Source organism: Rhodoplanes azumiensis, assembly GCF_042682915.1.
In the GTDB taxonomy this organism is placed as follows: domain Bacteria; phylum Pseudomonadota; class Alphaproteobacteria; order Rhizobiales; family Xanthobacteraceae; genus Rhodoplanes; species Rhodoplanes azumiensis.
The window spans coordinates 1-13,720 of record NZ_JBHUIW010000022.1 but is presented as its reverse complement, the minus strand read 5'-3'; the positions used below and the strand labels follow the sequence as shown (position 1 = coordinate 13,720).

Here is a 13,720-nt window from a genome sequence, read left to right as displayed (position 1 = left end):
GTCTCGTGGATACGGCGGCGCCCCCTCATCCGACTCGCCGCTACGCGGCGAGCCACCTTCTTGTCGCGCGAGAGCGCAACCCCGCGCGCGGGGAGAAGGACATGCGGCGCTCGGCCTCACGCCTCCACGTATTCCGCGAGGCTCGTCGGTTGCGGAACCGGAAGCCCGTCCTCTTCGAGCCCTTCGATGTGGAAACGGATGGCCTCCCGGATGTTCGTCTCGACCTCCTTGACCGTCGCTCCGGTCGCGATGCAGCCGGGCAGGTCCGGGACGTAAGCCGAATAGGTCTCGTTCGCCTTCTCGATCACGACCGCGTAGCGCATTCACGGCTTCTCCTTGAGCCCGGCCTGCTTCGCCACGCTGTTCAGTGTTCCGGGAGCGACGTCGTCCGCCGGGTGGCCGGCAATGGTGACCCGGCCGAGCTTGGTCGGTTGCTTGAATTGCCGATGGCTGCCTCGGGTCGTGACCAGATACCAGCCGTCCCGCTCGATCAGCCTGATGAGTTCCCTGACAGTCACGGCGACCTCGCGCGGCCATCATAGCCCCAAATCGAACGCGGCTCACTCCCCGCCTCCCTCTCCGGTCGACCACTCCTTGACGCGGGCGAGGTCGTCGTAGGTGCCGTAGCGGCTCTTCCACATCGAGAGCACCAGCGAGCGGTAAGGCGTCTCCGGGTCGTCGAACTTCTTCACGAGGCCGATCAGCTTGCCGAGTGCTGCTTCGGCGGCGGCGTCCGGCGACTGCGTCTCGAGATCGACCGGGCAGCACTCGCCGGCCGGATCGCCGCCGGTGAGGCGCACATAGGCGATCTCGGCGAGTCCTTCGCCGGGGGGCAGCCCGTCGAAGCCGCCCCCGCGAAGAATCGCGCCTTCCAGCGTCAGCTGCGGCGAGAGGCCGAGCCGCACCTGCTTCGACGACGGCGGCGCGCCGGTCTTGAAGTCGAGGATGGCGAAGGAGCCGTCCGGATGGCGCTCGATGCGGTCGGCGCGGGCGCGCAGCCGGAAGGTGCGGCCCTCGCCGAGCGGGATGTCGAGCGCGCCCGTGATCTCGGCGCTCACGACCGTGCCGTCGGCGCGCCGCTCGCGCTCGAACCGCACGAACCAGCGGGCGATCTCGGTGAAGCGCGGCCACCAGAAGGCCCGCGCCTCCGGCGTGTCGTCGAGCTTCTCGAATTCCTGTCGGCCGATCTCGAGAAGGACCGCGAGCGGGTCGTCGGGCAACGCGGTGGCGTAACGCTCGCAGAACGTGCCGATGGCGGCATGGATGGCGATGCCGCGGTCCTTGGCGCCGGGCGGCAGATCCACCGGGTCGAGCGGCGACAGCCGCAGAATGTGCTTCGCGTAGATCGTGTAGGGATCGCGCAGCCAGTGCTCGATCTCGGTGACCGACAGCGACACGGGGCGCACGTCGCGCGGCGGCTTCGGCTCCGGCCTTCCGACGCGCTTCGGCGGCCCGTCCGGCCGATCGAGTTTTCGCGCGAGATCGAGATAAGCCTCGCCCCGCTTCACGACGTCCTTCCACGCCGGCCCGGCGACGGCGGCGAGCCGTTGCAAGAAGCGCGACGCCGCGACCGGCGCGCCGCCGATCTTGCCGGGCCGCGTCATCACCACCTCGGGGGCGGAGCCGGCGAGCTGGGCGAAGTCGTGCGCCGAGAGGCCGATGCGGCGCTCCGGCAGGTCGAGGCCGAGCGCGTGGCGCATGCCGCGGCTGAGCCACGGGTCGCTCGCCGCGGCCGGCGGCCACACGCCTTCGGCGAGCCCGCCCAGCACCATGCGGTCGACCGTCACGAGCCGCGCCTCGAGCAGGCCGAGGATGTGCAGGCGGGCGCCCGGCGCCGGTGGCGGCCGCACCACGCGGTCGGCGACGGCGGTGCGGAACAGCTCGGCATAGTCCTCGGTCGCCACCGGAAACGTCTCGGCCGCCGCCTCCTCGGCGAGCGTGTCGAAGACGTCGGCGAGCGCGCCACCGTCCGGCCCGGCGAACGCGACGATCCCGTCGGCGCCGTCGTCGGACAGCGCCTCGATCACGGCCCGATGCGCGGCGGCGAGCGCGGCCAGCGCCTGCGGCTTTCGGTGGTCGAGCTTTTCGAGCGGCGCCAGTGCCGCCGTCAATCGCTCGACGAGCCGGGTCGCGGCCGCGAGCTCGTGCGGGCGCAACCGGGCCCGCGGGTCGGCCGGATGGAGGGCGGACGTGTCCCCGGCCTGCAGCCTCGCCACCTCGGTCGCGATGGTCGCCAGCGCGTGGGCGAGGCCGGCCGTGCCGGGACGCGGCCGCGGTCCGCGCAGCACCGCCCGCTCCAGCGCCGCGACGGCGCGCGCATGCTCGGCCGCGTCGCGGCCGAGCCGGGCGAGCGGGTGCTTCAGCAGCGCCAGCAACGGCACCGGCGCGACCTCGCCCAGCGCGGTCTCGGCGGCGAGCCGCGCGAACACCCCGGCCGGGGCGTCGGCGAGCGGCTGGCCGCCGGTGTCCGACACGGTCACGCCCCAGCGCCCGAGCGCGGCGGCGACTCGTCGCGCCAGCGCCCGGTCCGGGGTGGCGAGCGCCGCCGTGCGCCCGGGCTGGTCGAGCGCCTCGCGCAGCACCACGGCGATGGCGAGCGCCTCCTCCTCGGCGTTCGCCGCCTCGATCACGGCGAGACCCGGCAGGCCGTCGCGCAGCGCGCCGGTGACGTCCGCGCGGGCGAGGCGCTGCTGCCACAGATGCGTGGTCGGGGCCGGCCGCAGCGCCTCGGAGAGCAGCACGGCGCGGTCGTGCCGGGGCGGGGTGCCGAGCGGCACCACGTCGGCGCGGGTCAGCCCCATGCCGGCCAGCAGGCCGTGCAGGGCGAATTGCGGATGGCCGCACTCCGGCTCCGGAGCCAGGCCGGAGCCGTCCGCGATGCCGTCGATGGCCGCCCACGAGGCGTCGTCGAGCACCGTGTCGAGGCCCGGCAGCACCACGGCGCCGTGCGGCAGCCGCGCCACCGTGGCGATGAAGCGGGCCGTCGCCGGCATCGAGCCGGTCGAGCCGGCGACGATCACCGGCCGGTCGGCACGCGCCGCGACGCGGGCCGCCTCGGCGGCGATCAGCAGGTCGCGGCGGGCGGCCGGCTCGATCGTCCGCCGCTCGGCCAGCACCGCCGGCCACGTCTCGCGGGCGACGGCCAGGAATTTCAGGGTGAGGCCCCAGTAGCGGTCGTGCTCCTCCGGAACCAGGGTGTCGAGCGCCGTCCACGGGACGCCCCGGGTGGTCATGTCGTCGATCAGCCGGGCGAGCTGATCCGCCATGGCGAGCGCCGCCGCCGGGGTGTCGACCACGATGGGCGCTTGGTCGGCGGTCTTCCGGCGCAGGGTCTTGGCCCAGGCGAGCACCAGGCGGGCGAGCAGCAGCCGGCGCGACAGGCCGGGCAAGGCGGGCGGCAGGTCGAGGGGCTCCGGCAGGGCGCCGCCGTCGGCGCCGGCCGCCTCCGGCGCGAGGCCGGAGGCGGCCGAAAAGGCCAGCTCGTCCTCGTCGATGTCGCCGAGCGCGACGATACGGGGCAGCACGGCGCCGTCGCGCCCCATTGCCTCGAAGACGACGTCCCGGGCGGTCCGGCAGGCCCGCCGGGTCGGCAGATAGAGGGTCACCCCGGCGAGCGCCAGCGGGTCGGCGGCCGAGACGCCGGGCACCAGCCGCCCCTCCAGGAGGGCCGCCGCCAGGGTGGGCAGGAACGGCACGGCGGCCGGGATGGTGTAGACGCGGGGCGCGGGAGGGATGGCGGAGCTGGGCATAGCCGGAGCTTAACCGGATTCGTCCGCAGCAATGCGGGGGAGCGATTGCCTTTCTTGTGCGCCCCCGCGGTTCCGACTAGTGTGCCGGGTCGCCGGCCGAAGGGTCGGCACCAGTCCCGGAACGGTAGGCTTTCCAGAGATTTGGTCATGATCGGCCGGCACATCTGCCGGCCCCGGCGGGGGATTGCGGCGCGCCGGACGCGCGCCGTCCCCTCGAGGCAGTGAGGACACGTGCAGTACATCTCCACCCGCGGCGAGGCGCCGCCGCTCGGCTTCATGGACGTCACCCTCGCCGGCCTCGCCCGCGACGGCGGCCTCTACGTTCCCGAGACATGGCCCGGGCTCGACGCCGCGACCATCGCCGGCTTCGCCGGTCGCCCCTATGCGGAGGTCTTCACCGCGGTGGTGGCGCCGTTCGTCGGCGACACGCTCACGGCCGCCGACCTCTCCCGCATGGCGCGCGAGGCCTACGACACGTTCCGCCACCCGGCCGTCGTGCCGCTCGTACAGGTCGCACCGGCGACCTTCGTGCTGGAGCTCTTCCACGGGCCGACGCTCGCCTTCAAGGATCTGGCCATGCAGGTGCTGTCGCGCCTGATGGACCATGCGCTCGCGGCGCGCGGCGAGCGCTCGACCATCGTGGTCGCGACCTCGGGCGACACCGGCGGCGCCGCCGTCGAGGCGTTCCGCGGCTCGGCCCAGGCGGATCTCTTCGTGCTGTTCCCGCAGGGCCGTGTCTCCGACGTGCAGCGCCGGATGATGACCACGGCCGGCGCCGACAACGTCCACGCGCTCGCCATCGAGGGCACGTTCGACGACTGCCAGGCGATCGTGAAGGGCCTGTTCAACGACCACCCGTTCCGCGACCGGGTGCGGCTCTCCGGCGTCAACTCGATCAACTTCGCCCGTCTGGTCGCGCAGGTGGTCTATTATTTCGTCGCCGCCGCGGCGCTGGGCGCGCCGCACCGGAAGGTGGCGTTCACGGTGCCGACCGGCAATTTCGGCGACGTGTTCTCCGGCTATGTGGCGGCCCGCATGGGCCTGCCGGTCGACAAGCTCCTGGTCGCGACCAACGTCAACGACATCCTGGCCCGCACGCTCGCGACCGGCACCTATCAGGTGCGCGACGTGGTGGCGACCACGTCGCCGTCGATGGACATCCAGGTGTCGTCGAACTTCGAGCGGCTGCTGTTCGAGGCGTGCGAGCGCGACGCGCGGGCGGTGCGCGTCGCGATGGTATCGTTGTCGAAGACGCAGAGCTTCTCGATCCCGGCCCGCTCGCTCGGGGCGATGCGGACCCTGTTCGCCGCCGACCGCGCCGCCGAGGAGGAGGTCGCCGCGACCATCCGCACGGTGCGGCGCGAGGCCGGCTATCTGCTCGATCCGCACACCGCGGTCGCCATGGCGGTCGCCGAGAAGGAGCCGCGCGACCGGTCGGTGCCGATGGTGGTGCTCTCCACGGCCCATCCGGCCAAGTTCCCGGACGCGGTCGAGGCGGCCTGCGGCATCCGCCCGGGGCTGCCGGACTGGCTCGCCGATCTTCCCGGCCGGTGCGAGCACGCGACCGTTCTGCCGGCCGATCAGGCCGCCGTCGCCCGCCACATTCTCAGTCACAGCCGCGCGGCGAGCGCGGACGCAGGAGCAGCCGCATGACCGTCGAGGTGTCGCGTCTTCCGTCCGGCCTGATCGTCGTCACCGACGACATGCCGCATCTCGAGACCGCGTCCCTCGGTGTCTGGGTCAACTGCGGCAGCCGCCACGAGCGCCCGAACGAGCACGGCATCTCGCACTTCCTCGAGCACATGGCGTTCAAGGGCACGTCGACCCGCACGGCGCGCCGGATCGCCGAGGAGATCGAGGCGGTCGGCGGCGATCTCAACGCCGCGACCGGCGTCGAGGTGACGGCCTATTACGCCCGCATGCTGCGCGACGACGTCCCGCTGGCGCTCGAGGTGCTGGCCGACATCCTCTCCAATCCCCGCTTCGACGACAACGAGATCGTCCGCGAGAAGAACGTCATCATCCAGGAGATCGGCGCCCTCGAGGACACGCCCGACGACTTGGTGTTCGACTATCTGCAGGCGACCGCCTATGCGGGCCAGCCGGTCGGCCGCTCGATCCTCGGCACCCCGGACACGGTGCGCGCGATCGACGCCGCGATGCTGCGCGACTACCTCGGCCGCAACTATCGGGGCCCCGGCACCGTGGTCGCGGCGGCCGGCGCCGTGAACCATCAGGTGGTGCTCGACAAGGTCGAGCGACTGTTCGGCGGCTTCGCCGGCCCGTCGCCGGGGCGGCCGGAGCCGGCGCGCTTCCACGGCGGCGTGCATGTCGAGGCGCGCGACCTCGAGCAGGCCCATCTGGCACTGGCGCTGGAGGGCGTGCCGCAGCGCGACCCGACCCTCTACAGCCTCCAGGTGTTCACCAACGTGCTCGGCGGCGGGATGTCGTCGCGGCTGTTCCAGGAGGTCCGCGAGACCCGCGGCCTGTGCTACTCGATCTACTGCTTCCACTCGCCCTATGCCGACACGGGCCTGTTCGGCCTCTATGCCGGCACCGACGCGGCCGACGCCAAGGAGCTGATGCGGGTCGTCGTCGCCGAGATGGAGGCGGCCGCCTACGGGCTCACCGAGGCCGAGGTCGCCCGCGCCAAGGCCCAGATGAAGTCCGGCCTCTTGATGGCGCTGGAGAGCTCGGGCGCGCGCGCCGAGCAGCTCGCCCGCCAGATGATCATCCACGACCGGGTGATGACCGTGGAGGAGATCGTCGCGCGGGTCGACGCCGTGACGGTGGACAGCGCGCGGGCCGCCGGCCGCGCGCTGCTCGCCCGCTCGCGCCCGGCCGTCGCCGCGCTCGGGCCCGGCGGGCTTGAATCGGCCGCGGCGATCGCCGAAAGTCTCGCCTTGAAGGCTGCGTGACGGCGCCGGCGCTTCGCCGGTCCCCCGTCGCCGGCCGGACACCGCGACCCGGACCATGGCGTTCTTCCGCACCGTCAGTCTCGCCGAGCCGGCGGGCACGATCGAGGGCAAGGGGGTGGTGCTGCGGCCGCCCCAGATGTCCGATTTCGAGGAATGGGCGGCGCTGCGCGAGCGCAGCCGCGGCTTCCTGACGCCGTGGGAGCCGACCTGGCCGATGGACGATCTCACCCGCGGTGCCTTCCGCCGTCGGCTCAAGCGCTACGCCGAGGACCAGCGGACCGACCAGGCCTACGCCTATTTCATCTTCCGCAGCGCCGATCGGGCGCTGGTCGGCGGGCTGACCCTCGCCAATGTCCGGCGCGGCGTCGCCCAGGCGGGCAGCATCGGCTACTGGATGGGCGAGCCCTATGCCCGGCGCGGTTTCATGACCGAGGCGGTGCGGGCGCTCGCCCCCTACGCCTTCGCGGCGCTGCGGCTGCACCGGCTGGAGGCGGCCTGCATCCCGACCAACACGCCGTCGATGCGGCTCCTCGAATCGTGCGGCTTCGCGCGCGAGGGCTACGCGCGGCAGTATCTCTGCATCAACGGATTGTGGCAGGACCACCTGCTCTATGCCCGCCTGAAGGACGACCCGCCGCGCTGACGCATGGCGGACCGGCCGTTTCCGTGCCGGACCGGCGGTGCCACGGGTCCGCCACGGTTCGGATCGACAAGGGCGCGGGGCGAGGCGCAGGAACGAGCGTACGGGGACATCATGGCTGAGCGACACGGGATCGAGACGGGACGGGGTCCGACGACGCACGGCGTGATTCGATCGCGCGTCGCGGCGCGCCGGGCCACCGGCCTGACGGCCGCGCTGTTGCTCGCGGCGACGATCGGGGCCTGCTCGTCGACCGACGAGTTCTTCAGCGGCCAGCCGGCGCCGAGCGAGAAGTCCGGCTCGCCCGGCTTCGCCGACCGCTTCCGCAGCCTGTTCGGCTCGGGCTCCGAAGCCAAGGCGGCGGCCGGCGGGACCGCCGAGGCCGGCCAGACGGGCGGCGCATCGACCCTGTCGGCCCTCGAGGTGGACTGCCCGTCCGTCGACATCCGCCAGGGCGCCTCGACCCTGCAGATGAACGCGCCCGGCTCCGACCAGGCGCTCGGCCTGCGCTACCAGGCGAGCTTCGGGCGAACGGCGCGCCAGTGCGCCGTCAATGCCGGCACACTGTCGATCAAGATCGGCGTGCAGGGACGGCTGATCCTCGGTCCGGCCGGCGCTCCGGGCGAGACCCAGATCCCGCTGCGCTACGCGCTGGTGCGCGAGGGGATCGAGCCGAAGACGATCTGGTCGAAGCTCTACATCCTGCCCGTGACCCTGCCGCCCGGCCAGCCCAACGTGCCGTTCACGCACGTGTCCGAGGATCTCGCCGTCCCGGTGCCGTCGCAGGCCGACCTCGACAAGTACGTCATCTATGTCGGCTTCGACCCGCAGGGCCTGCCCGCCGAGCGCAAGCCCGCCCGCAAGCCGCGGGGATAGGGGAGGGGCGAGGCGCGTTGCCGCCGCCGTACCTCGGCCCGTCGTCCTGAGCGGCTCGCGCAGCGAGCCTCGAAGGAGGCGGCCCCCGTGCCGGCCGTCGCCCTTCGAGGCCCGGCGTCGCCGGGCACCTCGGGGTGACGGGGAGAACCTGTCGTCTCGGTCGTCCCCCCCCCTCCCCCCCCCGGACATGCCGGCACCAGTTCAAACGAAAACGCCCGCGGAGTCCGCGGGCGTCTCGTTCGGATCGGTCGGTGCGCCGTCGGCTCAGTTCAGCTTGGCGGCCAGGCCCTTGATGCCGTCGCTGACGAGCTGGGCGGCGAGCTTGCCCTTGACCGTGTCGGTCAGCAGCGCCTCGGCGGCGGCGACCGCGGCGTCGGCGGCGGCGCTCTTCACCTCGGCGATCGCCTGGGCCTCGGCCTGGGCGATCTTGGTCTCCGCCATCCTGGTGCGGCGGGCGACGAACTCCTCGACCTTCGCCTTGCCCTCGGCCTGCAGGCGCTCGCCCTCGGCCTTGGCGTTGGCGACGATCTCGGCGGCCTCGCGCTCGGCCTCCTGGCGGCGGCGCTGATACTCGGCGAGCAGCGCCTCGGCCTCGGCGCGCAGCTTGCGCGCCTCGTCGAGCTCGGCCTGGACGCGGCGGCCGCGGTCGTCGAGCGCGCCCGTCACGGTCTTGTGGGCCCCGAGCTTGAGCAGCGCGAGGACGAGCAGCACGAAGGCGACGGCCACCCAGAATTCGGCTTCGTAGATCATCTCGGGCGTCCTCAGCGCGCCAGCGCGCGATCGACCGCGGCGGCGGTCGCGTCGGCGCTCGGCTCCTTGCCGATCAGCTGGGTCACGATCGCGTGGGCGGCGTCGACCGCGATGCCGCGGACGTTGGTCATCGCCTGGGTCTTGGCGGCGGCGATCGACGTCTCGGCGGCGGCGAGCTTGTCGGCGAGCTCGGCCTCGACCGCCTTGCGGTGCGCCTCCGACTCGCGGGCGAGCCGCTCGCGCGTCTCGGTGGCGATCGTGTGCGCGTTGGTGCGGGCGTCGGCGAGCGCCTTCTCGTAGGCCGCCACCGCCTTGTCGGCGTCGCCCTTCAGGCGGACCGCCTGGGCGAGGTCGCCGTCGATGCGGGCGCGCCGGTCGGCCAGGATGCCGGCCATCCGGGGCAGCGCCACCTTGGCCACCATCACGTAGAGCACGACGAAGCAGAGCGCGAGCCAGAACAGCTGGGACGCGTAGGTCTCCGCCTTGAAGGGCGGAAAGCCGCCGCCGTGCCCGGAGGCCGGAGCGTGCTCCGTCGTCGCGTGGGTGGGCTGGGCCATCGGCCCCTCCTTGTCGAGACTGTCGAAGTCGGAACTGTCGGAACCGGAACTGTCGGAACGTCGGCGCGTCGCGTGACAACGTCACTCGCGCGAGTGACGTTCGCGCGAGTGACGTTCACGCGAGGAACGATCACGCCGCGCGAGAGGTCGCGACGCGAGGTCGCGACACAGCGTGTCGCGCGGACGCCGGGCGTCCGCGCGCCACGGCCGGCCGTCGCTCAGACGGCGAACAGCAGCAGGAGCGCGATCAGCAGCGAGAAGATGCCGAGCGCTTCCGTGATGGCGAAGCCGAAGATCAGGTTGCCGAACTGGCCCTGGGCGGCGGACGGATTGCGCAGCGCGGCGGAGAGATAGCTGCCGAAGATCTGGCCGACGCCGAGCGCGGCGCCACCCATGCCGATGCAGGCGATGCCGGCGCCGATGTACTTCGCGGCGATCGGATCCATGTGGAAGCTCCTTTTTTCGTGCTGGACTGAGGATCGAGAGGGTCGTGGATCGGGATGGTCGTGGATCGTGAAAGGGTCAGTGGCCCGGATGAAGGGCGTCGCTCAGATAGATGCAGGTGAGCAGCGTGAACACGTAGGCCTGCAGGAACGCGACCAGGAGCTCGAGCGCGGTCAGCGCCGTCACCATGGTGAGCGGCAGGATGCCGCCGATCCAGCCGATCGCGCCGAGCGCGCCGCCGAGCCCCGCGACGAAGCCGGCGAACACCTTCAGCGTGATGTGGCCGGCCAGCATGTTGGCGAACAGACGCACGCTGTGGGAGATGGGGCGCGACAGGAACGACACGATCTCGATCAGCACCACGAAGGGCAGGATGTAGCCCGGAATGCCGTGCGGCACGAACAGGCGGAAGAACTTGAGCCCGTGCGCATAGAGGCCGTAGCCGATGACGGTGAAGAAGACGACGAGCGCCAGCGTCGCCGTGACGACGATGTGGCTCGTCACCGTGAAGGTGTAGGGGATGATGCCGATGACGTTGGCGAAGAGGATGAAGGTGAACAGCGAGAACACCAGCGGGAAGAAGCGCATGCCCTCCTCGCCGGCCGTCGACCTGATCATGTCGGCGACGAACTCGTAGGTCACCTCGGCCATCGACTGCAGCCGCCCGGGCACGAGCTGGCGGCCCGCCGTGGTGCCGACCATCAGGAAGGCCGTGACGGCGACCGCGGCCATCATGAACACGGCCGAGTTGGTGAGCTGGATCTCGGTCGCACCGAGCTTCACGAGGGGAGCGATGTTGACGATCTCGAACTGATGAATCGGATCAGCCATGACCTCTCGGATCCCCTTCCACTGTTGCCCGCCCGACCGGAGCGTCTCCGGCGGGCATGTCGTCGGCCCGACCGTCGCCCGAGGGCGTCACGGACGGCCGTCGTGTCGGCCCGTACCCTGTTCCGGCACCACGCCGGCGGCGCGCATCACGTTGAGCACGCCGGCCGCGAAGCCGACCAGCAGAAACACGATCATTCCCCACGGCGCGATCCCGAGCCAATGGTCGAGCGACCAGCCGATCACGGCCCCGACCAGCACACCCGCCACCAGCTCGGACGAGAGGCGAAAGCCGCGGGCGAACCCCGCGTAGCGCGTGCTCGATCGCGGTGCCGACGCATCACTCGACGGGGCACTCGGCCGTTGCCGGTCGAGCTGTTCGCCGAGACGCTGGAGCCTCGCGGAAAGATCGGCTTCCTCGGCCGGGCGGTCGTCCTTGTCGCGCGCGTTCGGGGCCATGCTGTCGCCTCCCGCGCAACGACGTCCGGTCGGACGTCCACCCCCCCGCCAAAGCCGCGCGGACCATACTGACCGCGTTTCGGCGAGTCAAGAATTCCACGGCTCGTTGTGGGCGCTGCAGCGAAGCCGCTAAGCCCCTTGTTCCGAGCGGTGAATCCGGCGTCGGGCGAAGGCCGCGCGCAGGCGCTGCCACGGGTGCCGATTCGCCGCGATCGGCGTTAAGCTGAAAGCGAGCATGCGGGCGGCCGGCGGCGGCTCGGCCGCCGGCCGCCCTGGACCGGAGAGGATCCCCGATGATTCGACACACCCTGGCGGCGGTCGCGCTGGCCGCGTCCGTGACGGTCTTCCTCGTGACGACCGCCCAGGCCCAGAGCCCGCCGGCCCCGCCGACCACCGACGCCGACGCCGCGCGCTTCAGCTACCACCGCACCGAGGAGGGCTTCGCCCGGCTCGACCTGCGCACCGGCCAGGTGTCGCTGTGCAGCCTGCGGTCGGCCGGCTGGGCCTGCCAGGCGGTGCCCGACGACCGCGCCGCCTTCGAGAGCGAGATCATCCGGCTGCAGACCGAGAACGTCGCCCTGAAGAAGGCGCTGCTCGACCGCGGTGTGCCGTTGCCCTCCGGGGTCAAGCCACCGGCGGCGCCGCCGTCCGATGCCGCGCCCGGCAGCGTCGACACCGAGCTCGACCGCGCGCTCAACTTCGTCGAGCGCGCCTGGCGTCGGCTGATCGAGATGATGACAAGCCTGCAGCGCGACCTCGGCAAGACGTGATGTGGGACGAGGACTTTGCACGATTGCTCCGTCGTCCCGGGGCGGCGCGTCAGCGCCGAGCCCGGGATCCATAACCCCTGTCCGTCGTGAGCCACTATCGCACGGCGTATGGATCCCGGGCTCGCGGACCTGCGGTCCGCGCCCCGGGATGACGACGTCTGCAAACCGCTCGGGACGCGAGACGCTTCGGAACGAGGAGGGGAGATGCAATGCCCGGAACGCTGAGCCCGGTGCGCACCGCGCCGATGGCGACGGTCGCCGCCGCCACCCTGACGGTTGCGACCAAGGGCGAGGGCTTCGTCGACGTCACCGACGAAGCGCGGCGCTTCGTCGAGGCGGCGGGCGGCCGCCACGGCATGCTCCTCCTGTTCGTGCGCCACACCTCGGCCTCGCTGACCATCCAGGAGAACGCCGACCCGGACGTGCGCACCGACCTCGTCACGGCGCTCGATCGGCTGGCGCCGCGCAATGCCGGCTGGGTGCACGACGCCGAGGGGCCGGACGACATGCCGGCGCACGTGAAGACGCTGCTGACCGGCGTCTCGCTCGCCGTCCCGGTGGTCGGCGGTCGCCTCGCCCTGGGCACCTGGCAGGGCATCTATCTCGCCGAGCACCGGGCGCGGCCGCACCGGCGCGAGATCGTGCTGCAATTTCTGGGCGAGACGATCTGAGCCGGCGCGGTCCGCGGCGTCCGGGCGAGACCGCGGCGCCGGGACCGGCGCGACGGAAATCGGCGACGTCAATTTGGCTTGACGATCGGCACAAGCCCCGATTGGGTGGTGCGTGCATTTGTCCTATGATGGCGGTGGCGGGCGGAGGCCGCGGGCCGGACGCACCGGTCGCGCCGCGCACGACACGCCCGAATCAAGGGGCAGGATTCGACTTGAGTGACATCACGTTCTACCGGCTGGTGATCGCCGACGACCATCCGCTCTTCCGGGGCGCCATGCGCGAGGCGGTCGCGGGCCTGTTCGAGAAGGTCGAGATCGCCGAGGCCGGGTCGTTCGAGCAGATTTCCGAGATCCTCGATCGCGGCGGCGACGTCGACCTGATTCTGCTCGATCTCGCGATGCCCGGGGTGCGCGGCTTCTCCGGGCTCCTCTATCTGCGCGCCCAGTATCCGAGCGTGCCGGTCGTCGTCGTCTCGGCGACCGACGACCCGGGCGTGATCCGCCGCTGCATGGATTTCGGCGCCGCCGGCTACATCCCCAAGACACTCGGCGTCGACGTCATGCGCCAGGGCATCACGGCGGTGCTGCAGGGCGGCCTGTGGACGCCGCCCGACATCGACCTCGACTCGAGCGCCGATCCCGAGGCCTCGGCGGCGCTCGCCCGCTTCGCGACGCTGACGCCGCAGCAGGTGCGCGTCCTGATGATGCTGTCGGAGGGGCTGCTCAACAAGCAGATCGCCTACGAGCTGTCGGTGTCGGAGGCGACCGTCAAGGCGCATGTCTCGGCCATCCTGCAGAAGCTCGGCGTCGAGAGCCGCACCCAGGCCGTCATCGCCGCCTCCAAGATCGAGATCGGCCAGTGGCCCCCGGCCACGGCCGCCGCGCAGCATTGAGGGAGCCGTAGCTGTCGAGCGCGGCCGCAGCCGCGAGCCGCAGCCCGCCCTCTCGCCCCTTGGGGGGTACGCTGGAGCCGCGCTGGACGCGCGAATGTCGATCTCTCCCGGCGCAGCGCTACGGCATGCACAGATCTTGTTGCGACGGATTGACTCGGGGCGGCA

The 13,720-nt window shown here is 72.1% G+C and carries 14 protein-coding genes and 1 pseudogene; 7 read left to right on the top strand and 8 right to left on the bottom strand.

What is annotated here, in order from left to right; all coding sequences use genetic code 11:
* Positions 1–116: 116 nt before the first annotated feature.
* From ACFSOX_RS17435 to addB, 3 genes are read right to left on the bottom strand one after another with little or no spacing between them, the layout of a single operon-like run.
* On the bottom strand, positions 117–323 hold the full coding sequence (locus ACFSOX_RS17435; protein WP_378479091.1) for a type II toxin-antitoxin system HicB family antitoxin: 207 nt from the start codon (positions 321–323) through the stop codon (positions 117–119).
* On the bottom strand, positions 324–518 hold the full coding sequence (locus ACFSOX_RS17430; protein WP_378479090.1) for a type II toxin-antitoxin system HicA family toxin: 195 nt from the start codon (positions 516–518) through the stop codon (positions 324–326). It abuts the gene before it with no gap.
* A gap of 42 nt (positions 519–560) precedes the next feature.
* Positions 561–3,749 carry a double-strand break repair protein AddB gene (gene addB / locus ACFSOX_RS17425; protein WP_378479089.1) on the bottom strand — a complete coding sequence of 1,063 codons (3,189 nt, stop codon included), beginning with the start codon at positions 3,747–3,749 and terminating at the stop codon, positions 561–563.
* Between the two features lie 231 nt (positions 3,750–3,980).
* Here addB and thrC point away from each other — a divergent pair, with 231 nt between their 5' ends.
* From thrC to ACFSOX_RS17405, 4 genes are all read left to right on the top strand, one after another.
* Positions 3,981–5,402, top strand: a complete 1,422-nt coding sequence (thrC, locus tag ACFSOX_RS17420; RefSeq protein ID WP_378479088.1) for a threonine synthase — start codon at positions 3,981–3,983, stop codon at positions 5,400–5,402.
* Positions 5,399–6,667 carry a M16 family metallopeptidase gene (locus ACFSOX_RS17415; protein WP_378479087.1) on the top strand — a complete coding sequence of 423 codons (1,269 nt, stop codon included), beginning with the start codon at positions 5,399–5,401 and terminating at the stop codon, positions 6,665–6,667. The genes thrC and ACFSOX_RS17415 overlap by 4 nt, the downstream gene beginning before the upstream one ends.
* A gap of 55 nt (positions 6,668–6,722) precedes the next feature.
* Positions 6,723–7,310, top strand: coding sequence for a GNAT family N-acetyltransferase (locus tag ACFSOX_RS17410; protein WP_378479086.1), 588 nt, complete (start codon positions 6,723–6,725; stop codon positions 7,308–7,310).
* A 162-nt stretch (positions 7,311–7,472) separates the two neighbouring features.
* Positions 7,473–8,183, top strand: a complete 711-nt coding sequence (locus ACFSOX_RS17405) for a hypothetical protein (protein ID WP_378479085.1) — start codon at positions 7,473–7,475, stop codon at positions 8,181–8,183.
* Between the two features lie 264 nt (positions 8,184–8,447).
* On the opposite strand, the gene ACFSOX_RS17400 is transcribed toward ACFSOX_RS17405, so the two are convergent.
* From ACFSOX_RS17400 to ACFSOX_RS17380, 5 genes and pseudogenes are all read right to left on the bottom strand, one after another.
* On the bottom strand, positions 8,448–8,933 hold the full coding sequence (locus ACFSOX_RS17400; RefSeq protein ID WP_378479084.1) for a F0F1 ATP synthase subunit B family protein: 486 nt from the start codon (positions 8,931–8,933) through the stop codon (positions 8,448–8,450).
* 11 nt (positions 8,934–8,944) lie between these two features.
* Positions 8,945–9,496 (bottom strand): annotated as a pseudogene (locus ACFSOX_RS17395) (F0F1 ATP synthase subunit B); the annotation flags it as partial.
* Between the two features lie 212 nt (positions 9,497–9,708).
* Positions 9,709–9,936, bottom strand: coding sequence for a F0F1 ATP synthase subunit C (locus tag ACFSOX_RS17390; protein ID WP_111360051.1), 228 nt, complete (start codon positions 9,934–9,936; stop codon positions 9,709–9,711).
* A gap of 76 nt (positions 9,937–10,012) precedes the next feature.
* The gene (locus ACFSOX_RS17385) at positions 10,013–10,765 is read right to left on the bottom strand and encodes a F0F1 ATP synthase subunit A (RefSeq protein WP_378479083.1); all 753 of its coding nucleotides are present in this window, start codon (positions 10,763–10,765) and stop codon (positions 10,013–10,015) included.
* A gap of 87 nt (positions 10,766–10,852) precedes the next feature.
* The gene (locus tag ACFSOX_RS17380; RefSeq protein WP_378479082.1) at positions 10,853–11,221 is read right to left on the bottom strand and encodes an AtpZ/AtpI family protein; all 369 of its coding nucleotides are present in this window, start codon (positions 11,219–11,221) and stop codon (positions 10,853–10,855) included.
* A 293-nt stretch (positions 11,222–11,514) separates the two neighbouring features.
* On the opposite strand from ACFSOX_RS17380, the gene ACFSOX_RS17375 reads away from it, so the two are divergent.
* The 3 genes from ACFSOX_RS17375 (at position 11,515) to ACFSOX_RS17365 (ending at position 13,555) form a co-directional block, all read left to right on the top strand.
* On the top strand, positions 11,515–11,991 hold the full coding sequence (locus tag ACFSOX_RS17375; RefSeq protein WP_378479081.1) for a hypothetical protein: 477 nt from the start codon (positions 11,515–11,517) through the stop codon (positions 11,989–11,991).
* Between the two features lie 209 nt (positions 11,992–12,200).
* Positions 12,201–12,662, top strand: coding sequence for a secondary thiamine-phosphate synthase enzyme YjbQ (locus ACFSOX_RS17370; RefSeq protein WP_378479080.1), 462 nt, complete (start codon positions 12,201–12,203; stop codon positions 12,660–12,662).
* A 212-nt stretch (positions 12,663–12,874) separates the two neighbouring features.
* Complete coding sequence (locus ACFSOX_RS17365) at positions 12,875–13,555, top strand: response regulator (RefSeq protein ID WP_378479079.1); 681 nt, start codon at positions 12,875–12,877, stop codon at positions 13,553–13,555.
* Positions 13,556–13,720 lie beyond the last annotated feature (165 nt).

Excerpts from the sequence above, each read along its gene's own strand:
- ACFSOX_RS17385 (WP_378479083.1), bottom strand. The coding sequence starts at position 10,765 with ATGGCTGATCCGATTCATCAGTTCGAGATCGTCAACATCGCTCCCCTC.
- ACFSOX_RS17370 (WP_378479080.1), top strand. The coding sequence starts at position 12,201 with ATGCCCGGAACGCTGAGCCCGGTGCGCACCGCGCCGATGGCGACGGTC.
- ACFSOX_RS17410 (WP_378479086.1), top strand. The coding sequence starts at position 6,723 with ATGGCGTTCTTCCGCACCGTCAGTCTCGCCGAGCCGGCGGGCACGATC.
- ACFSOX_RS17435 (WP_378479091.1), bottom strand. The coding sequence starts at position 323 with ATGCGCTACGCGGTCGTGATCGAGAAGGCGAACGAGACCTATTCGGCT.
- ACFSOX_RS17390 (WP_111360051.1), bottom strand. The coding sequence starts at position 9,936 with ATGGATCCGATCGCCGCGAAGTACATCGGCGCCGGCATCGCCTGCATC.
- ACFSOX_RS17375 (WP_378479081.1), top strand. The coding sequence starts at position 11,515 with ATGATTCGACACACCCTGGCGGCGGTCGCGCTGGCCGCGTCCGTGACG.
- addB (WP_378479089.1), bottom strand. The coding sequence starts at position 3,749 with ATGCCCAGCTCCGCCATCCCTCCCGCGCCCCGCGTCTACACCATCCCG.
- ACFSOX_RS17415 (WP_378479087.1), top strand. The coding sequence starts at position 5,399 with ATGACCGTCGAGGTGTCGCGTCTTCCGTCCGGCCTGATCGTCGTCACC.
- ACFSOX_RS17380 (WP_378479082.1), bottom strand. The coding sequence starts at position 11,221 with ATGGCCCCGAACGCGCGCGACAAGGACGACCGCCCGGCCGAGGAAGCC.
- ACFSOX_RS17400 (WP_378479084.1), bottom strand. The coding sequence starts at position 8,933 with ATGATCTACGAAGCCGAATTCTGGGTGGCCGTCGCCTTCGTGCTGCTC.